This is a genomic window from Pseudoclavibacter sp. RFBA6 (genome assembly GCF_002931575.1).
GTDB lineage: Bacteria > Actinomycetota > Actinomycetes > Actinomycetales > Microbacteriaceae > Pseudoclavibacter > Pseudoclavibacter terrae.
On the sequence record NZ_PSUA01000010.1, the window covers coordinates 61,932 to 81,331 of the forward strand.

The 19,400-nt window shown below is 69.6% G+C and carries 18 protein-coding genes; 12 read left to right on the forward strand and 6 right to left on the reverse strand.

What is annotated here, in order from left to right:
* Positions 1–152: 152 nt before the first annotated feature.
* From C5C17_RS06575 to C5C17_RS06600, 6 genes are all read left to right on the forward strand, one after another.
* A complete protein-coding gene (locus C5C17_RS06575) occupies positions 153–1,175 on the forward strand; it encodes an MBL fold metallo-hydrolase (RefSeq protein ID WP_104252589.1) in 1,023 nt (340 codons plus the stop codon).
* 245 nt (positions 1,176–1,420) lie between these two features.
* Positions 1,421–1,642: a hypothetical protein gene (locus C5C17_RS06580; RefSeq protein ID WP_104252590.1), complete on the forward strand. Its 222-nt coding sequence runs from the start codon at positions 1,421–1,423 to the stop codon at positions 1,640–1,642.
* A gap of 76 nt (positions 1,643–1,718) precedes the next feature.
* A complete protein-coding gene (locus C5C17_RS06585) occupies positions 1,719–1,946 on the forward strand; it encodes a hypothetical protein (protein ID WP_104252591.1) in 228 nt (75 codons plus the stop codon).
* A gap of 155 nt (positions 1,947–2,101) precedes the next feature.
* Positions 2,102–3,298: a serine hydrolase gene (locus C5C17_RS06590; RefSeq protein WP_104252592.1), complete on the forward strand. Its 1,197-nt coding sequence runs from the start codon at positions 2,102–2,104 to the stop codon at positions 3,296–3,298.
* On the forward strand, positions 3,295–4,953 hold the full coding sequence (gene dacB, locus C5C17_RS06595) for a D-alanyl-D-alanine carboxypeptidase/D-alanyl-D-alanine-endopeptidase (RefSeq protein WP_104252593.1): 1,659 nt from the start codon (positions 3,295–3,297) through the stop codon (positions 4,951–4,953). The genes C5C17_RS06590 and dacB overlap by 4 nt, the downstream gene beginning before the upstream one ends.
* A gap of 43 nt (positions 4,954–4,996) precedes the next feature.
* Entirely contained in the window at positions 4,997–6,223 is a 1,227-nt protein-coding gene (locus C5C17_RS06600) for a serine hydrolase (protein WP_104252594.1), read from the forward strand.
* A gap of 4 nt (positions 6,224–6,227) precedes the next feature.
* Here the strand turns inward: C5C17_RS06600 and C5C17_RS06605 are convergent, their stop codons facing one another.
* From C5C17_RS06605 to C5C17_RS06620, 4 genes are all read right to left on the reverse strand, one after another.
* On the reverse strand, positions 6,228–7,163 hold the full coding sequence (locus tag C5C17_RS06605) for a hypothetical protein (protein ID WP_104252595.1): 936 nt from the start codon (positions 7,161–7,163) through the stop codon (positions 6,228–6,230).
* Positions 7,160–7,720, reverse strand: a complete 561-nt coding sequence (locus tag C5C17_RS06610) for an RNA polymerase sigma factor (protein ID WP_104252596.1) — start codon at positions 7,718–7,720, stop codon at positions 7,160–7,162. Before C5C17_RS06610 ends, C5C17_RS06605 begins: the two co-directional genes overlap by 4 nt.
* Positions 7,721–7,795: 75 nt before the next feature.
* A complete protein-coding gene (locus tag C5C17_RS06615; RefSeq protein ID WP_104252597.1) occupies positions 7,796–8,476 on the reverse strand; it encodes a response regulator transcription factor in 681 nt (226 codons plus the stop codon).
* On the reverse strand, positions 8,464–10,206 hold the full coding sequence (locus tag C5C17_RS06620) for a sensor histidine kinase (RefSeq protein ID WP_104252598.1): 1,743 nt from the start codon (positions 10,204–10,206) through the stop codon (positions 8,464–8,466). Before C5C17_RS06620 ends, C5C17_RS06615 begins: the two co-directional genes overlap by 13 nt.
* Before the next feature lie 228 nt (positions 10,207–10,434).
* Between C5C17_RS06620 and C5C17_RS06625 the strand changes: the two genes are divergently transcribed.
* A complete protein-coding gene (locus C5C17_RS06625) occupies positions 10,435–10,770 on the forward strand; it encodes a hypothetical protein (RefSeq protein WP_146079099.1) in 336 nt (111 codons plus the stop codon).
* Positions 10,767–11,018, forward strand: a complete 252-nt coding sequence (locus C5C17_RS06630) for a hypothetical protein (protein WP_104252600.1) — start codon at positions 10,767–10,769, stop codon at positions 11,016–11,018. The genes C5C17_RS06625 and C5C17_RS06630 overlap by 4 nt, the downstream gene beginning before the upstream one ends.
* On the opposite strand, the gene C5C17_RS06635 is transcribed toward C5C17_RS06630, so the two are convergent.
* Positions 11,019–12,527 carry a PucR family transcriptional regulator ligand-binding domain-containing protein gene (locus tag C5C17_RS06635; RefSeq protein WP_167516507.1) on the reverse strand — a complete coding sequence of 503 codons (1,509 nt, stop codon included), beginning with the start codon at positions 12,525–12,527 and terminating at the stop codon, positions 11,019–11,021.
* A gap of 134 nt (positions 12,528–12,661) precedes the next feature.
* Here C5C17_RS06635 and C5C17_RS06640 point away from each other — a divergent pair, with 134 nt between their 5' ends.
* The 4 genes from C5C17_RS06640 to glsA (C5C17_RS06655) are packed head-to-tail and all read left to right on the forward strand — an operon-like array spanning position 12,662 to position 18,022.
* The gene (locus C5C17_RS06640) at positions 12,662–14,170 is read left to right on the forward strand and encodes an amino acid permease (protein ID WP_104252602.1); all 1,509 of its coding nucleotides are present in this window, start codon (positions 12,662–12,664) and stop codon (positions 14,168–14,170) included.
* Positions 14,167–15,879 carry a flavin monoamine oxidase family protein gene (locus C5C17_RS06645; protein WP_374953901.1) on the forward strand — a complete coding sequence of 571 codons (1,713 nt, stop codon included), beginning with the start codon at positions 14,167–14,169 and terminating at the stop codon, positions 15,877–15,879. Before C5C17_RS06640 ends, C5C17_RS06645 begins: the two co-directional genes overlap by 4 nt.
* A 9-nt stretch (positions 15,880–15,888) precedes the next feature.
* Positions 15,889–16,932, forward strand: a complete 1,044-nt coding sequence (gene glsA / locus C5C17_RS06650) for a glutaminase A (protein ID WP_258066034.1) — start codon at positions 15,889–15,891, stop codon at positions 16,930–16,932.
* A 10-nt stretch (positions 16,933–16,942) separates the two neighbouring features.
* Entirely contained in the window at positions 16,943–18,022 is a 1,080-nt protein-coding gene (glsA, locus tag C5C17_RS06655) for a glutaminase A (protein ID WP_308471304.1), read from the forward strand.
* Between the two features lie 115 nt (positions 18,023–18,137).
* Here the strand turns inward: glsA (C5C17_RS06655) and C5C17_RS06660 are convergent, their stop codons facing one another.
* Positions 18,138–19,400 (reverse strand): MFS transporter, encoded by a 1,263-nt coding sequence (locus C5C17_RS06660; RefSeq protein WP_104252942.1) that lies wholly within the window; start codon positions 19,398–19,400, stop codon positions 18,138–18,140.

Genomic DNA, 19,400 nt, shown 5'->3' on the forward strand with positions numbered 1-19,400 from the left:
GCCGATATCGCACTGATGTTGGTCACGAGGGGCGGCGGGTTGCCGTTTCAAGTCGCCCTGACGCACCCAAGTGAGCCAAAAGCAGCGACGTCCTAGGCTTCAGGTATGGGAAGCACTGCGTGTGGCAACGTGTCCGACCTGGTGAACGAGCGATGAGCAGCTCCGGGGTCGTGGCCAGCAGCGCCCCGCAGGAAGCGGCCTGGAACGCGGGAGCCGTCGCGCCGCTCGAGCTCGTCCGCGACGGGATCTGGACCGTGGGCATCCCGATGCCACCGGGGCCGACGCCGGGCGGGCGCATCCCGTGCACGCTCGCATCGGTCGTCGCCGATGATGCGGGCGGGGTGCACGTCGTCGATCCGGGCTCGGGCTCCGATGAGAACCTTGGCATCCTCACCGAGGCCATCGCGGCCGCCGGACACCGGCTCGACCAGGTGCGATCGATCATCGTCACGCACCTGCACCACGATCACCTCGGCTTAGCCGAGCGGCTTCGGAGTGCGACGGGGGCGCTGATCGTGCTGCACCGGGCCGAGCAGGCGGCACTCGACCGGCTCGCCGCCGACCGCTCGAACGGCGCCGCCGAACGCACGCGGCTCACCGCTTGGGGAGTGCCGGTCGAACGCCACCCCGAGATCCTCACGCTCGTGGGACGCTCGGCGACGCCCGTGTCGCTGCAAGCCGACGTGCTCGTCGATGATGCTCAGCTGCTCGACGTCCCTGGGCGGCGGATGCGCGCCGTCCACACGCCGGGACACACGCCGGGCCACCTCTCGCTCGTCGACGACGACGCTCGCCTGGTCTTCACGGGCGACCACGTCTCGCCGGTGCTGCACCCGGGTCTCGGTCTCGGCGGCGACGACGGCGACAACCCGGTGCTGCAGTACCAGCGCTCGCTGCGGCGCCTCATCGAGCTCGGCGTCGACGAGGCTGTGCCGGGCCACGGCTTCCGGTTCGCGGGTCTCGCGCAGCGGTGCGCCGAGCATGCGCGCCACCACCAGCAGCGCACCGACGAGGTGCTGGACGCCCTCGCCGTCTCGCCGGGCGCCTCGATCTTCGAGATCGCCTCACGCCTGACGTGGTCGGCCGGCTGGGAGAAGCTCACCGGCTTCTCGCTGCGCTCGGCGCTCCAGCAGACGGCGATGCACGTCGACGCGGTGCGGACCGGCTCGGCCTGAGCGCAGCCTTGCCCGGGCTTCCGTCGCTGGTGCGCCGGACTGCTGGTGCGCCGGACTGCTGGTGCGCCGGACTGCTGGTGCGCCGGACCGCTGGAGCGTCACCGTATGGCCATACCAACGTTCCTGGGCCCTGCGCGGGAGCGTGCGGAGCGAACGCGGAGCGACGACTGCTTGGCTGGGTCGCGAGTGCTTTCACGGGAGCGCGACCGGAATACGAGCCACAATTTCGAACACCGGAGGTCGATATGAACACCAGGACCGAATGCCGCTGGATTCTCGCGGGTCTCGTGCTGCTGTCGATACTCGTCGTCGCTGCGTCCTTCCAGACCGGAGACCTCTTCCTGCGCATCCTGCTGATCCTGCCGACGACGCTCCTCTGGGTCGTCTACCGTGAGGCGGCGCGCAGGCGACGAGCCGCACAGGTCTCGTCGGTTGAGAGTGGCAACCCGGACATCGGCCGCAGCTGACGGCCGAAGGATGCACCGCCAGCGCTGGCGCGCAACCCCTTGGGCCTGCAGATCTTCGTCGCGTAGCGTCCGGGCCATGACCGATGAGCCAGCAGGTGCCGACACATCCGACGAGGGTCCAAGCGCAGCGGAGGCGGCCGAGGCCGCCGAGCGGGACGCCCTGAGAAGCGTCCGCGCCGTGGGAGAGGACCGTGGCGATCCGGACTCGGCTCGCAATGTGAGCACGCCCACCCCGCCGAGCGAGGTCGACCCTGAAGCAGGCACGGATGCCGACGGCTTCCCGGTCGAGAATCCCTCCGGCTGAGGCCAGCGCCCTGCCTCCCGAGGAGCTTCCCGACGGGGCCAGACCAACAGGGACCTAGGTCCCTTCCGCGCCCCGCACTCGTCCGCGAGTCTGTTTCCTGAGACGCCACACCCCCCCCCCGACGCGTCTCAGGGAACCTCGACGAATGAGGAATCATGCCGACGCACCAGGCTCCACTCCGAACCTCCCGTATCCTGCCGCTCGCGGCGCTGACGGCCGCGCTCGGCCTGCTGGTGAGCGCATGCACGAGTGCCGGCGGTGACGGCGGCGGTAGTTCCGCAGACCCGGCCTCGCCGGAGGTGACCAGGTCGGCCGCCCCGGAGGGCGAGCTGCCCGCTGAGCTCCAGGACGAGCTGCAGGCCGCGCTCGATGAGGTCATGGCCGAGTACGACGTTCCGGGCGCTGCTGTCGGTGTGTGGATTCCGGGCCAGGGCTCGTGGACGACCGCTGCCGGCCTCGCGAACGTGGAGGCGAACACGCCGACGACGACCGACATGTCGTGGCCCATCCGAAGCATCACGAAGTCGTACACGGTCTCGATGATCCTGCAGCTCGCCGACGAGGGCGAGCTGAGCCTCGACGACACGATCGACCAGTATGTGGAGGGCGTCACGAACGGCAACCAGATCACGCTGCTGCAGCTGGCGAACATGTCGAGCGGCAACGCGGACTATGTCACCGAAGCCTTCCAGGACGCGTTCCTCGCCGACCCGACGAAGATCTACACGCTCGAGGAGCTCAACAGCTTCGTCCTCGACCAGCCCGCACAGTTCGAGCCCGGTGCCGAGTACGTGTACACGAACGCCAACACGAACCTGCTCGGCGCGGTCGTCGAGAAGGTCACCGGCGCGGCCTACGCGGACGCCATCCAGGAGCGCATCCTGACCCCGCTCGGGCAGACCGGCACGACGTACATCACGGACGTCGACGACTGGGCGCAGCCGCATCCCACCGGGTACGTCATCGACGGCGAGCCGATGCCGATGGAGGAGAACTCCTCGATCCTCGGGCCGGCCGGTTCGCTGTTCTCGACCCTCGAAGACGGCAGGGCGTGGGCCGAGACGCTCGGCACAGGCGCGCTGCTGAAGCCGGAGACGCAGGAGCTGCGGGAGATCGGGCACAAGATCCCGAGCCCGCCCTACGACCTGTACGCGGTCGGCATGGGGGAGACGAACGGCTGGTTCGGGCACAACGGGGAGGGCCTCGGCTTCACGGCTGCGACCTTCCACGACCCGGCGACCGGGGCGAGCATCGTCGTGTACATGAACGTCTCGAACAACCCGGATGCGCATCCAGCGGATCAGGGCTTCCGCGCGCTGGCTGAGGTCCTCGCGAACGGAACGGGCGCATGATCGCCGGCAGGCCCAACTCGGGCGAGGGTGCCGTGCGGATGCGCCGACCAGGGCTCGGCCGCGGCGTAAGCGTTTTGACGGCGGGGGCCGTCTCGATGCTGCTGCTCACGGGGTGCGTCGCGGCCGACGCGAACGACGCGGAGGTGCCGGTGTGGGACGGCACGACGCTCGTCTCGGTTCCGGGGCTCCCGGATGAGGCGCTCGAGGTGATGAATCAGCCGCAGTTCGCGAGCGGCCGTTGGTCGATCTCGGTCGAGGACCTGGACACGGGGGAGACCCTCATCGATCTCGACGGGGAGAAGCTCGCCGAGCCCGGCTCGTTCGTGAAGACGTACAGTGCGGGGGCGGCCTGGGTGAAGTGGGGGCCAGACCACACCGTCACCACACCCGTGAAGCAGTCCGGGCAGGTGACGGCGGGGAGCCTCGACGGGGACCTCGTGCTTGTCGGTCAGGGCGACCTGACGATGGGCGGTCGCACGAAGGCCGACGGCACGGTCAGCTTCACGAACCTCGATCACAACGACGCCAACCCGCTGCCGGGTGCGACGCTCACCCCGGAGGACCCGCTCACGGGCCTCGACGAGTTGGCCGCGCAGGTGAAGGCGTCTGGCATCACGACGGTGGCCGGTGACGTGATCATCGACGACCGCCTGTTCCAGGGGACGCTCGCTGAGCAGCCGATCACGCCCATCGTCATCAACCAGAACCTCCTCGACGTGCTCGTCACGCCGGGGGAGGCGGGTCAGCCCGCGACCGCGGCCCTCACGCCAGCTGTCGGCCAGTGGATGCTGGACCTGCAGGTGGAGACGGTGCCTGCGGGCGAGGAATCTAAGGTCTCCGCGCCGAAGGTATCGGCGAGCGACCCCAACACGCTCGTCGTGTCCGGCACGATCGCCGCAGATGCCGACCCCGTGCTGCGGGTCTTCGAGTTCGACGACCCGTCGACGTTCGCGCGCACGGCCTTCATCGAGGCGCTCGAACGCGCGGGCGTCACGGTCAGCGCGGACCCGTTCGCGGAGAACCCGACGTCGGCGCTCCCCGAGTGGGATGCCGTCGAGGCGTTGCCCGCGGTCGCCGAGCTCGAATCGCTCCCGCTCGCCGAGGAGATCACCTACGTCATGAAGGTCAGCTACAACCGCGGCGCGCAGACCCTCATCTGCCGACTTGCGGTCGACGCGGGCAAGGACGACTGCGACGACGATGGCATGGGCGTCGCGCAGGCGATCTGGGCCGAGGCCGGCCTCGATACGACCGGCGCCTCGCTTGTCGACGGCTCGGGCCTCGAGGGCAACTACATCACCCCGAGGAACGCCGTGCAGATCCAGTCGCTCATGGCTGGGCGGCCGGACGCCGAGCGGTGGCGCGACACGATGCCCATCCTGGGTGTCGACGGGTCGCTCGCCGACGTGCAGACGGACAGTCCCGCCGCCGGGAAGGTGTACGCGAAGACGGGGACGCTCGTGGGCGGCGACGCCTTCAACGGCCGGCTCCGTCTGGCGACCAAGACCCTCGGCGGCGTCATGCAGACCGAGTCAGGCCGCAACCTGGCCTTCACGATCATCGTCAACCAGGGCTTCTACGAGGGCATGCCGGGCGTCTTCGAAGCGAACGACAACGTCGGCCAGGTCGCGGCGATCATCCAGCAGGCCTACTGACCGACCAGGATGCACGCGCACGAACCAGATGAGGAGACAGGACATGTCCACGATCGCGAAGCGCACGACGGTGACCGCCGCAGCACTGGTGGCCCTTCTGGGGCTGGCGTCCTGCGCGGCTGAGACGCCGGCAGCCTCGGCCCCCGCATCCACGCTCAAGCCCTTCGACGAAGCGGCCGTGACCGCCCTCTTCGAGGAGACCGCTGAGGCGCTCGGTCAGCCGGGCGCGGTGATGCTGCTGCGCACGCCGGAGGGGGAGTTCACGGCGACCTACGGCGTGACGAAGCCTGGCGGCAGCACGCCCGTCTCGGTCGACGACCACATCCGCATCGGCTCCAACACGAAGACGTGGACGGGCACCGTCATCCTGCAGCTCGTGCAGGAGGGCAGGATCGCGCTCGAGGACCCGGTGTCGAAGTACCGGCCAGACGTGCCGAACGGTGACAACATCACGATCGAGCAGATGCTGCTCATGCGCAGCGGGCTCGCCAACTACACGGAGACGCTGGAGCTCAACACGGCACTGGATGAGGAACCCGACCGGGTGTGGCAGCCGGAGGAGCTCATCAAGATGGCGCTGCCGCTGCCCGTGGACTTCGAGCCGGGCACCGACTACCACTACTCGAACACCAACACGATCCTCCTCGGCCTCATCGCAGAGGACCTCGACGGCAAGCCGCTCGCTGAGATCTACCAGGACCGCATCTTCACGCCCCTTGGCCTCGACGAGACGTCGTTCCCCGAGATCGGCGACAGCAGCATCCCGTCGCCCCATTCGGATGGCTACTTCTGGTGGACCAACGTCAACACGCTCGGCTCGTCGAAGCTGCCGCCGGACCTCATGAAGCAGGTCGAGGAGGGCACGTTCACGCCCAACGACGGTACCCTCGACAACCCGTCGTGGGCCTGGTCGGCTGGCGCCGGCCTCTCGACCGCGGGCGACCTCGCCGACTGGGTGGAAGCGCTCGGCGGGAAGAGCGGCGGCATCCTCGAACCGGACATGCAGCAGGCGCGGATGGACAGCTTCCAGCCGACGACGAAGAACCCGGGCGACCCGTCGTACGGCTACAACATCGCGCACTTCGGCCAGTTCTACGGCCACACGGGCGAGCTGCCCGGCTTCAACTCCTTCATGGGCTACGACCCGGAGGCCGACGTGACGCTGGTGGTGTGGGCGAACCTCGCCCCAGCGGCGAACGGCGCGGGGCCGGCCACCGAGATCGCGAAGGCGCTCATCGGGGCGCTGTACAGCAAGCCCGTGGAGGGCTAGCCGGTCACGAGACCACCTGCCAGAACATCATGGGCTGGCCTGGGCCCCCGCAGACCGCAGGCGTCTCGGGAACAGCGTGACCGACACCACCGCCCTCGATGGTGTCGCCCACGCCGACAATGCCGACACCAGGAACCTCCACGCTCAAGCCGTCCGGCGTGAGGGTGGAGCCGAAGGGGAACTGCACCAGAGTCTGGTAGTCGCCCTGGATCACAACCCAGCAGCGGCCTTCGTTGAGCCCGAGCGTCCCGCCGTCCTGAGTCTCCATGACCGTTTCCGGGGCCTGGTTGGCGGCGAGGAGCACCGTCTCAGCGATCGTCGTTGTCTGCGTCTCTTCGAGAGTCGGCCAATCCTCGTAGCCGTTCGTGTAGATCATCACGACCTCGCCGGTCGAATTGCAGTAGAGGTTCCATTCGGCCTGGGGCCGCTGCGTCGGCACGAGGGTGATCTGCCATTCGCCGTCCACGACGTTCGCGATGGCCTTGTCGTTCACGTAGGTGGCGTTGTACCGCTCTGGTGACTGGATGGACGGATCTGGTCGCCACGCCTCGACACACCCGGCAACTGCCTCGGCTTCGGTCAGCTGCGGCTGATGTGCGGGTGCGGGCGTCGACGGTGACGGCTCACTCGTCGCGTCCGGCGTGGTGCCGACGACGGGGGCCGGGTCGCCGAGATAGGTGGTCGCGGCGAACACCAGTGCTGTCACGGCGGCGCCCGTCACGGCGACGAGGCCGATGCTCCACGCGAGTCGGGAGCGGGTGCGTGCGCGGATTCTGCGAGAACGGGTGGAGGGGACCGGCTGCGCTTCACCCTCGCGAGGAGTGGCGAGGATGCGTGCCTTGCCCGTCTCGGCTCGTGCCCGCTGCTTCTCGGTCAGGGTCGTGAACGACGCCGCGTCGAGCCCTCGCAGCTGCTTCAGTGTTTCGTCGTCGACGTTCATGCCTGGCGCTCCGTGACGGTCGAGGGGGAATGCGGTGGTGGTGTCGGCTCTTCGAGGTGCTGACGCAGCGCGGCTCTGGCACGGTGCAGGCGGACGCGGTAGCTCTGGGCGCTGATGCCGAGCACTGTTCCGGCGAGGGCGGAGGGGAGCTGCTCCCAGATCGCGAGCGAGAGGACCTCCTGGTGGTTCGGGTCGAGACGATTCCAGGCGGTGGCGAGGTCGAGGCGGGTGTCAGCTGCCCTCGCCTCGTCGCTGAACGGCGACGTCTGCTCGGCGTCCGCGATCCGCACGCTGAGGTCGTTCCGCTTGCCGCTGTCGCGCCACTCGCGGAGCAGGCAGTTGCGCGCGGTCCCGAACAGCCAAGCGCGCGCCTCGTCGCGGAGCGTCGGCACGTCGTCGAAGCGGCGCCACGCGGTCAGGAAGACCTCGTGGGCGACGTCCTCGGCTGCGTCGAGAGGTGCACGGCGGGCGAGGAAGCGCAGCACGTCGACGTAGCTGTCGTCGTACAGCGCGGAGAAGCGCTCGGCGCGGTGGTTCTCGAGTCTGTTCGGGCTCACATCTCCTACATGCCCAGAAACGCGCGCCTGTTACAAATCCGCACCGGTCGGGGTTCGACTGACACGCGAGACCCTTCAGCGGATGCTCGCTCCGCCTTCCAGATCGCCGGCGGCCGCCAGGTAGCGCACCACGGCGAGCACGCGGCGGTGGTCGTCGGCGGCGACGGGCAGGCTGAAGGCGTCGTAGATGTTCGACGTGTGGTGCACGATGGCTTTCTCGGTCGACCCGAGGCGGGCGGCGATGGAGCTGGTGCTGCGCCCCTCCGCCATGAGGCCGAGCACCTCGAGCTGTCGGGGCGTGAGGTCTCCGACGGGCCCGCTGAGCTTGCTCGCGCGCGCGACGAGCACCGCGACGACGTCGGGGTCGAGCACCGTGCCACCGGCCTGCACGTGGCGCAGGTCCGCGGTGAACGCGCGCACGTCGGCGATGCGCTGCTTGAGGAGGTAGCCGACGCCCCCCTCGCGATGCCCGATCAGCTCGTTCGCGTACCTCCGCTGCACATGCTGTGAGAGGACGACGACCGCCACCTCGGGGTGGGCATGGCGGATGCGGAGCGCCGCGACCAGGCCTTCGTCGGTGAAGGTCGGGGGCATGCGGATGTCGGTGATCACGAGGTCGGGGGTGTGGCGTGCGACCTCGATCTCAAGCTCGACGGCGGTGCCGACCGAGGCGACCACCTCGAATCCGTCGTTGCTGAGGACGAGCCCCAGGCCCTCCCGCAGCAGCACCTCATCCTCACCGATCACGACTCGCATGGCAGCTCCACTCGTACTTCCGTTCCCGACCCGACGGGGGAGATCAACGCGAAGGACCCGCCGAGGGTGTCGATGCGGTCGACGAGCCCGTTCAGCCCGGAGCCGCCCTCGAGGCGAGCGCCGCCGCGTCCGTCGTCGCGCACCGAGACGCTCAGCAGGCTTCCCGTCTGCGTGATGCGCACTTCCACCGAGCGCGCCTCCGAGTGCTTGACTGCGTTCGTGAGGGCCTCGGCGACGATGAGGTACGCCGACTGCGAGGTGGCGGAGGACAGAGCGGCATCGTCGGCGTCGCTCACGAGCCGCGCCGGGATCTCGAGGCGATCGATGAGGTCTTCCGCGGCCGCGGTCAGCCCGCGTTCCACGAGCGCCGACGGCAGCACGGCGTGCACGAGGCTGCGCAGGTCGGCGGCGGCGACGTCGATGCGGTGCCGCAAGGCGGTCGCCTCCGTCACGGTGGAGGGATGCGCGGCGGATGAGTTCGCGATCTGCTGCGCCTCGAGGGCGAGCAGCACGAGCTGCACCTGGAGCCCGTCGTGCAGGTCACGAGCGATGCGGCCGCGCTCGCGGTCGGCGGTCTCGACGATGCGGAGCCTCGACTGCTGCAGCGCTTCGTTGCTGGCGAGGAGCGCCGCGGTGAGGCGTTCGCGGTCGAGCGCGATGGCGAGCACGCGCCCGGCCCGGCGCACGCTGTCCGCGTCGGCGATCATCCGCCCGTCGTAGCTGATGGCACCGACCAGTCGGGACTCGACGTGCACCTCCTGCCAGCGGCGCGGCTCGGACTGTGCGCGCACATCCACGTCGAGCCCTTCCTCGTCGACGAACGCCTGCCGCTCGTCCGCCCAGTAGGCGACACGCAGCGAGTCGTCACCGAGCGAGCGGGCGAGGGCTGCGCCGACGACGGTGCGCGCGGATCCGGCGAGGCTGAGCCAGGCGCTGAGCGCCTCCGCCTCCACGGTCTGCGAGTAGCCGCCGATGAGCACGCCGAGGAGGAAGGCGATGGGGATGCCCGCGATGACGACCAGCTGGATGGAGCCGATCACCTCGGCGGGAGTGCCGAGGAGGCGCAGCACGTTCGCGGAGAGGGGGATGCTCAGCACGGCCAGGATGCCGTACAGGTACAGGGGGAGCAGCACTCGGAGGTTCTTCGGGTCGGCCGAGCGGAGCCTGCCGATGAGCAGCGCGGCGGTGACCCCCATGACGGCGAGCCCGACGGCCGCCTGCACCCAGACGGCGATGACGTGCGAGGGGGACTCGGGCGGCAGGACGTAGAGGGGGATCTGCAGGAGCAGCGTCACGCCGTACCCGACGCTCACGGTGACGATCGACAGGCGCCCCTGCAGTCGGCCGGAGGGGAAGGCGTGCAGCAGGTGCACGGTGACGGACAGGATCATGGTGGCGAAGACGGCGCTGAGCTCCGTGAGCACGGGGAGGGTGAGGTTGCCGACCCCGCCGAGGAACATGGCGATCGCGCCGACGAGCAGCAGCCCGCCGACCATGCTCAGGGGACGCCGCCACCAGGCGATGATGCCGGCGGCAGTCCAGACGAAGAACACGCTGGTGAAGGCCGCCGGAACCCAGAACGGGACGGGTGCGGTGACGCCGACGGCGAGCTGCATGCCGCCGAGGGCGAGCGCGAGCACGGCGATGAGCAGCAGGGCTGGGCGCAGTGCATCGCCTCGCGTCGCACGGAGGGGGACTCGTGCTGTTCGGGCATCGGTGGATCGGGTCACGTCGAGCTCACCTCGGCTCAGGCCACGAAATGCAACGGTGCGTTCCGCGAGGGCTCGTCTCGCGGAGGTGCGGTGCTGCGCGCTGGGGGAGCGTGGACGAAGCCTATCCCTGCGGTGTCGCGCGGGCTACCCTGGTGGTTTGCTCGTGCGGGCGGTTGCTCGCCGTGGGCGCGGGTGGCGGAGTGGACCGGTGTTGGGCACTCGCGGCGGGTTGGGCGGAGGAGACGCGTGTCGGTACGGGCTGGGCGGTGGCTTCTGGTGGTGGCGGCCGTCGCGTTTCTCGTCGGCCTCGCGTGGTTCGCGCTCGTCGAGGCTGTCGCGGGGCCGTGGGCGAAGGGTTCGACGGGTGGCGCGGTGCTGGCGCTGCTCGGGGCCGTGGCGCTCAGCGTGGGCGCGGTGCTCTTCGGTCGGTTCGTTGAGGCGAGGGTCGAGGGGCCCGGTCTCGTGATCAGGTCCGTGCGGCGCAGGGAGCGGGTCATCCCGGTCGACGTCATCGACGAGGTCGTCGTCGTCGAGCGCCTGCTGCTTCCGCGAGGACGGGCCCGGGGACTGCCGCGCGAGTGATCCTGCGGCGCGGTGACGACACGATCGCGGCGTTCACGCCGCATGGTCTCCGGGTCGTGGATGCGCTTCGGTCGGCTGGGTGTCACGTCACGCTGATCAGCGAACCGCTCTCGCCGATGCGCGTGCGGCGCCGATACCGGGGCGGGGCGAGCGTCGGCGAGGTTCTCGTGGCGGGGGCGCCGGCGTTCGCGATCGTCGTCGCAGCGCTGGTGCTGCTCTGGGCCTTGACCGAGTTGCTCGCCGGGTAGCTATTCGACGTAGTCGAGGGCGATGACGAGTTCGGCGCGCACGCGGGCGTCGTCGAGGTCGAGCCCCAGCAGTCCTCGGAGCTGGTCGATGCCGCGGCGCACGCTGTTGCGGTGGATCCCGAGTTCGCGGCCGGTCGCGTCCCAGTGGCCGTTGGCGTGCAGCCAGGCGCGGAGCAGCGCGAGCTTCGCATCCCGCGCGTCGGCGTCGAGGGCGAGCAGCGGTTCGAGGCGCCGGTCGGCGAGCGCCCGACCTGAGGCTGTGCCGATGAACGAGTGCACGGGGGCGAGGTCGGCGCCGACGCGCACCACTCCGCCGTCTTCGCGCGCGCGACGCTCGAGGGCGCGGACTTCTGCGGCGGATGCGCGCAGCTGCTCGGGTGCGACGGGCCTGCCGACGACGAAGCTCCAGCCTTCGTCGACGAGGGATGAGAGCCGTCGTTCGGTGACGTCGAGGCGGGTGATGAGCGTGACCGTGGCGTGCTCGGCGGAGATCGTGACGAGCTTCGTGTCGAACAGGCTCCGCCAGCGGTGCAGCTCGCTGGTGCCCTTCCCGGCGGATGGTGCGCAGGCGACGACCACCCGCAGGGTCCGGGCGCGCGCATCACCGCCTGCGGCCTGCGCGAGCAGCTCGCGCCAGAGCTCGCCGTCCTGGCCGACGTTCGAGCGCGCGAAGACGTCACCCTCTTCGAGGAGCAGCGGCACGAGCAGCTGCCCTGGCGCGACGCTGCCGGAGGTGCGCTGCCGGGCGATGAGCTCGAGCATGCCGTGGGCCGTCGTGAGGAACGCGTGCGCTGTCGAGCCGGCCGGGGGAGCAGCCTCGACGAGAAGGGTGCCAAGGGAGGCGCCGCCAAGGCTGCGCAGCGGGTAGATGGCGTGACCGCTCTTGGTCGGGTCGGCGGCCTCCGCCAGAGCGCCCAGCACGGGAGCCGGCGGCACCTGCCCCGCCCTGGCGCGCACGGTCCCGCCCTGGCCGACGACCGCGGCCCACGAGTGGAGGCGCTCCGCGAGGGCCGCCGCGACCGCGGTCTCGGGCTGGTCGGCGGATGCGGCGCGCAGGAGCCTGCGCGTGGCGTCGGCGAGCGTGCGCAGCGCATCCACTCGCCGCAGCTCCGTCATCTCGGCGAAGGTGCGGGTGACGGAGACGAACGGGGTGTCGTTGGGCACCATGACGAGTGTGAGTTGCCGGGCAGTGCAGGCGTCGACGAGTGCCGTGGGGACGGAGGTGAAGACGGGGCCGATGCCGATGCCGAGCGCGACGACGCCGGTCTGGACGGCCCGGTCGACGTACGTTGCGAGCTCCTCGTCACCCAGGCCGCGCAGACCCACGCCGGCTGTCAGCAGGAACTCGCCGCCGAGCAGGTACGGGGTCGGGTCGGGGAGGTCGCTGGAGGCGACCCAGCGGATGCTCGTGTCGAGGGTTCCGTCGACGACCGCCTCGAGGTGCAGCTCGGGGCGTGCGAGCAGTTGGGCGATGGTGATCTGGCCGTGCGGTGACGAGGGTGATGGCATGCGAGCTCCCGTGCATTCTGTCGCATCTTCGCGACGAACCGAGCATATCGCCCGTGTCTGCGCTGCGCGGTGCGACCATACGATGGCCACGCTCAACAGAGCTGATCGATCCCTGATCAAGAACGGAACCGTCAATGGCGACATCACCCACCACGACCGGCAGGTCCCGCACGCCGCTCGGCGCGCAGCTTCTGCGACGCAAGCCGCTGGAGCAGCTCACCGACGAGTCGCTGACCCAGTCTGGCGAGGGCGGCCTGAAGCGCACGCTCGGCATGTGGCAGCTGACGATGATCAGCGTCGGGGCGACGCTCGGCACGGGCATCTTCGTGATCCTCGGCACCGCGGTCCCGCTGGCCGGTCCCGCCGTGTGGATCGCGTTCGCGGTCGCCGGACTCGCGGCGCTCCTCTCCGCCCTCTCCTACGCCGAGATGGCGAGCTCCGTTCCCGTCTCAGGCTCGAGCTACTCCTACTCGTACGCGACGATGGGCGAAGGCGTCGCCTGGGTCTGCGGGTGGTGCCTCGTGCTCGAGTACGGCGTCTCCGTCGCGGCCGTCGCCGTCGGCGCTGGCCAGTACGTCAACGAGACCCTCGGCGTCTTCGGCCTCGCCCTGCCGCCGGCCCTCGCGAACCCGATCGGCCTCGACGGCGGCTTCTTCAACCTGCCCGCCGCGGCCCTCGTGATCGTCGCGATGCTGCTGCTCGTGCGCGGCGCGAAGGAGAGCGCCTGGGTCAACACGGTCATGGTCGCCATCAAGGTCATCGTGCTGCTCATCTTCGTCTTCATCGCCTTCACGGCGTTCACGACGCAGAACTTCGAGCCGCTCGCCCCCATGGGCGCCGCCGGCGTCGCGGCCGCCTCGAGCCGCCTCTTCTTCTCCTACATCGGCTTCGACGCCGCCTCCACGGCGGGCGACGAGGCGAAGAACCCGCAGAAGGACCTGCCGCGCGCGATCATCCTGTCGATGGTCATCGTCACGGTCGTCTACATCCTCGTCGCGGTCGCCGCCATCGGCGCGCTCCCATGGACCGAGTTCAACGACGGCGAGGCGGCGTTCGTGCGCATCCTCACCGACATCACGGGCCAGCCGACGCTCGCGCTCATGTTCTCGGTGGGCGCCGTCATCGCCATCGCGAGCGTCGTGCTGACCGTCTACTACGGGCAGACGCGCATCCTGTTCCGCATGTCGCGCGACGGCATGGTGCCGAAGATCTTCGGCCGCGTGCGCCCCTCGACCGGCACCCCGGTCGCCGGCACGGTCATCGTCGGCACGATCATCGCGATCGTGGCCGCGTTCATCCCGCTCGGCGAGCTGGCGGATGCGACGAGCATCGGCACCCTGTTCGCGTTCGCGCTCGTGAACCTGTCGGTCATCTACCTCCGCCGGGCACGCCCCGAGCTGCCGCGCAGCTACAAGGTGCCGTTCTTCCCCGTCGTTCCCATCCTCGGCATCGTCATGTGCCTCGGCCTCATGGTCACGCTGGGCGGCACCACGTGGATGGTGTTCGGTCTGTGGATGATCGTGGGCGTCGCGCTGTACTTCGCGTACGGTCGGAAGCACTCCATCGTCGGTGCCATGAGCGAGAACGACTACGTCAACGCGGCAACAGCCGCGACCCCCGTCATCATGAAGGAGCACAAGTGACCATCGCGACCCCGATGCCGAGCGGCCCCCAGCGCGCGGAAGGCGCATCCACGCCGCAGGACCCGCAGCCGGTGACCATGCTCAACCCGGACTTCCCGTTCAGCTACGACGAGTTCCTCGCGCATCCGGCCGGCCTCGGCTCGGTGCCGGAGCACCGCCACGGCACCGAGGTGGCCGTGGTCGGCGCCGGCGTCGCAGGTGTCGTCGCCGCCTACGAGCTCATGAAGATGGGGCTCAAGCCCGTCATCTTCGAGGCCGACAGCATCGGCGGTCGACTGAAGACGCGCTCGTTCGACGCGGCGCCGAGCGTCATCGCCGACCTGGGTGGCATGCGCTTCCCCGAGTCGGGACGCGCGTTCTACCACTACGTCGACCTGCTCGGCCTCGAGACGCAGGCGTTCCCCAACCCGCTCTCCGAGGTGACCCCGTCGACGGTCATCGAGCTCGCCGGCACCTCGTTCTACGCGGAGACTCCCGCCGATCTGCCCCCGTTCTTCACGGAGGTGGCCGAGGCGTGGAAGCGCGCGCTGACGGAGGAGGCCGACCTGGTTCGCATCCAGGACGCCATCCGGGCGCGTGACACCGAGACCCTGAAGGCCGCCTGGAACGAGCTGGTGGGGAAGTTCGACAACCGCTCGTTCTACGGTTTCGTGGCAGAGAGCGCGGCCTTCAGGGATCTCAGCTTCGAGCACATCGAGGCCTTCGGCCAGGTGGGCTTCGGCACGGGTGGATGGGACACCGACTTCGGCAACTCGATCCTCGAGATCCTGCGGGTCGTGTTCACGAACGCCGACGACGCGCACCGCCGCATCGTGGGTGGCGCGCAGAAGCTGCCCGTCGACCTCTGGCACCACGAGCCGGCCGAGCTCGAGCACTGGCCGGAGGGCACGAGCCTCGCGAGCCTCCACGGCGGCGTGCCTCGCGGTGCCGTCGCCGCGATCAGGCGCGGTGCGAACGGCGGGGTCAGCATCACGGAGAAGTGGGGGCGCACCCAGGAGTTCGCGTCCGCCATCGTGACGTGCCAGTCGTGGCTCCTCTCGGCCCGCATCGACACCGACGAGGCGCTGTTCACGCCGGAGATGTGGACGGCCATCGAGAAGAGCCACTACATGCTCTCGTCGAAGACGTTCGTCATGGTCGACCGCCCGTTCTGGCGCGACCTCGACCCGGCGACGGGGAAGCCGGTCATGAGCATGACCCTCACCGACCGCCTGCCTCGCGCGACGTACCTTATCGACGAGGGGCCGGACAAGCCCGCCGTCATCCTCCTCTCCTACACGTGGAACGACGACGCCCTCAAGTGGCTGGCCCTCGACGCGTCGGAGCGCACGCGGCTCATGCTGCACTCGCTCGACAAGATCTACCCGGGCCTCGACATCGGCGCGCACATCGTTGGCGAGCCGATCACCGTGTCGTGGGAGGCCGACCCCAACTACATGGGCGCCTTCAAGAACAACCTGCCAGGCCACTACCGGTACCAGGAGCGCCTCTTCGGGCACTTCGTGCAGGATGAGCTCGCCGCCGAGCAGCGAGGCATCTTCCTCGCCGGCGACGACATCTCGTTCACGGCCGGCTGGGCGGAGGGCGCCGTCACGACGGCCCTCAACGCCGTGTGGGGCGTCGCGAAGCACCTGGGCGGCGCATCCGCTGCCGAGAACCCTGGGCCGGGGGATGTGTGGGCGGAGCTTGCTCCGGTGCGCCTCGACTAGCCTTCGCGTGTGACTGACACCGGGAGATCCATAGACGCGACGCACATGTTCGGCGACGAGCCGGAGATGGTGCACTCGAGCCGCTCTGCGATCTCGACGGGGCAGCTGCCCGACTCGGGCGACGTGAAGACGGCGATCGACGAGACGTACGAGCAGTTCTCGTCGGTCGACGACGGCGAGGTGCCCGACTACATTCCTGCGCTGGCGGATGCGGATCCCGACCTGTTCGGGATCTGCATCGTCTCGACGGAGGGGCAGAGCTACAGCCGCGGCGACGCGGAGCTGCTGTTCACGATCCAGTCGATCTCGAAGGCGTTCGTGTTCGCGCTCGTGCGCGAGGAGGTCGGGCACACGAAGGCGCGCGAGCTCGTGGGCGTCAACAACACGGGCCTGCCGTTCGACTCGGTCATGGCGATCGAGATCAACGGCGGGCGCACCATGAACCCGCTCGTCAACGCGGGCGCGCTCGCGACGTCGGCCCTCGCGCCGGGGGAGACGTGGGAGGAGAAGTGGGACTTCATCCTCCGCGGCCTCTCCGGGTTCGCAGGGCGCGACCTCGAGATCGACGAGGAGGCGTTCGAGTCTGAGCGCAAGAACAACATCCGCAACCAGGGCATCGCGCGCCTGCTGCAGAGCTACGGGCACATCACCCTCGACCCGCACGAGGTGACGGAGCTGTACACGCGCCAGTGCGCGCTGCTCGTCAGCACGGAGGACCTCGCTGTCATGGGGGCGACGCTCGCCGACGGCGGGCGGAACCCGAAGACGGGGGAGCAGGTCATCGGGCAGGGTGCGTCCAGGGATGCGCTCGCCGTCATGGCCGCGAACGGACTGTACGAGGCGAGCGGCGAGTGGCTGTACGAGATCGGGATGCCCGCGAAGAGCGGTGTTTCCGGCGGGCTCGTGACGATCGCCCCGGGCAAGGGCGGGTTCGCGAGCTACTCGCCGCGCCTCGACGACGCCGGCAACAGCGTGCGCGGCATCAAGGCGGCCAGGCACCTGTCGAACGAGCTCGGCATGAACCTCTTCGCGTCCGGCACCGTTCAAGACTAGATTCGGGGTCGTGACGACTCTCCCCGAACAGGCGCTCCCCGAGCGGGCCGCCGACGCCCCGCGCTCGACGCTGCTCGAGCATTCGACCGAGTTCCCGCACGAACCCGACCTGGTGGCTCCGGACAGCCGGGTCGTGTCGACGGGCAACCTCCCGGACCCGGTGCGGGTGCGCGAGATGCTGTCTGAGACGTACGAGCGGTACCGCGACGTGCAGGACGGGCGGGTCGCCGACTACATTCCGGCGCTCGCGGAGGCTGACTCCGGCTGGTTCGGGTTGAGCCTCACCTCGGCGACGGGGCACCGCTTCTCGTTCGGGGATGCGCAGCTCAAGTTCTCGATCCAGTCGATCTCGAAGGCGTTCGTGTACGCGCTGGTCGTGCAGGAGCTGGGCCACGTGGAGGTGCGGGAGCGCATCGGCGTGAACAACACTGGGCTGCCGTTCAACTCGGTGATGGCGATCGAGCTGAACGGTGGGCGCACCATGAACCCGCTCGTGAACGCGGGTGCGCTGGCGACGACGTCGCTCGTGCCCGGCACGACGTGGGATGAGAAGTGGGACTTCATCCACGCGGGCCTGTCGAAGTTCGCGGGTCACGAGCTGGAGATCGACGAGCGCGTGTACGAGTCGGAGATGGAGACCAACACCCGCAATCGGGGCATCGCGAGGCTGCTGGAGAGCTACGGGCACATCTCGCTCGACCCCATGCAGGTGACCGAGCTGTACACGCGCCAGTGCTCGCTGCTCGTCACGGCCGAGGACCTCGCGACGATGGGGGCGACGCTCGCCGACGGTGGCGACTGCCCGATCTCCGGTGTCGATGTCGTTGATCCGTCCGTGAGCCGCGACGTGCTCTCCGTCATGGCGACCAACGGCATGTACGAGGCGAGCGGCGACTGGCTGTTCGAGGTGGGCATGCCCGGCAAGAGCGGAGTCTCCGGCGGCATCGTCACGATCGCGCCCGGAAAGGGGTCGCTCGCGACGTTCTCACCGCCACTGGATGCGGCCGGCAACAGCGTGCGCGGCATTCGCGCGACCAGGCACCTGTCGAACAAGCTCGGCCTGAACATGTTCGCGTCGACCGTGCAGTAGCGCCCCGCCCCGGCGCTTGCGCCACCAGCGCTGAACGCTGCCAGTCAAATGGCCGTTCACAGGGTGTCAGAACGGCGCTTCGACTAGCAGCGATCGTGCCTGCGCGGCCCCGGGCTTACGCGCCGACGTCGGCGCGTTCTGCGGCGGGGATCGTGCGGAGCCCGGTGGTGTCGAGGGAGTGGCGCTTGTCGCGGCGCTCGACGGAGACGCCGAGTGCGGTGAGGCCCATGCCGAGGACGGCGAGGACGACGCCAACCCAGCCGGGGGCGAGGTAGCCGAGGCCGCCCGCGATGACCATGCCGCCGAGCCACGCGCCGAGGCTGTTGCCGACGTTGAACGCGGCGTGGTTGATGGCCGCTCCGAGCAGCGCTGCTTCGTCGGCGATGCGCACGAGGCGCGACTGGATGGCGGGCAGCAGCGACGACGAGGTGAGGCCGAGGAAGAACACGGCGATGAACAGGCCGACCGGGTTCGACGCGATGAGGCTGTAGAACACGAGTGAGGCGATGAACGAGCCGAAGCCGATGAACATCGTGCGCGTCAGGTTGCGGTCGGCCGCCCATCCGCCGATGAGGTTGCCGAGGGTCATGCCGACGCCGAGGGTCGCGAGCACCCACGGCACGATGCCGGGGCCGAGGCCGGTCTCGCGGGTCGTGACTTCGGCAATGTACGAGTAGACGGCGAAGAACCCGCCGAAGCCGATGGCGCCGACGGCGACCATGATCCAGAGGCGCGGGTTCTTGAACGCGCTGAGCTCCTTCATGGCGCTGCGCTCGGGGTTGCCGGGGTAGCGGGGCACGAAGAAGAACACGAGCAGGAAGGTGACGAAGAAGATGGCCGCGACGAGGATGTACGCGTAGCGCCAGCCGCTGGCCTGGCCGAGCCAGGTTGCGAGGGGCACGCCGAAGATGTTGGCGATCGTGAGGCCGGAGAGGGCGAGGGCGACGCCCTGGCCTTGCTTGCCTGGGCCCATGATGCGGGCGGCGAGCAGGGAGGCGACGCCGAAGTAGGCGCCGTGGGGGAGCGCCGCGATGAAGCGCATGACGGCGGTCGTGCCGAAGTCGGGCATGAGGGCAGATGCGGCGGAGGCGACGATGAAGATGCCGAGCAGCCAGAAGGCGAGCTTCGTCTGCGACATGCGGGCCGCGAGCACCGCGAACACGGGTGCGCCGACGACGACGCCGAGGGCGTACGCGGAGATGAGGATGCCCGCCTGCGCGATCACCGCATCCGGGTTCTGCTCGAAGCCGGGCAGCAGCTCGCGGGCGATGTCGGGCAGCAGCCCCATGGTGGCGAACTCGGTGACGCCGATGCCGAACCCTCCGAGCGCGAGCGCGAAGAGGGCGATTCCTCGCCGGAAGGGGGTGAGTTCGGGCAT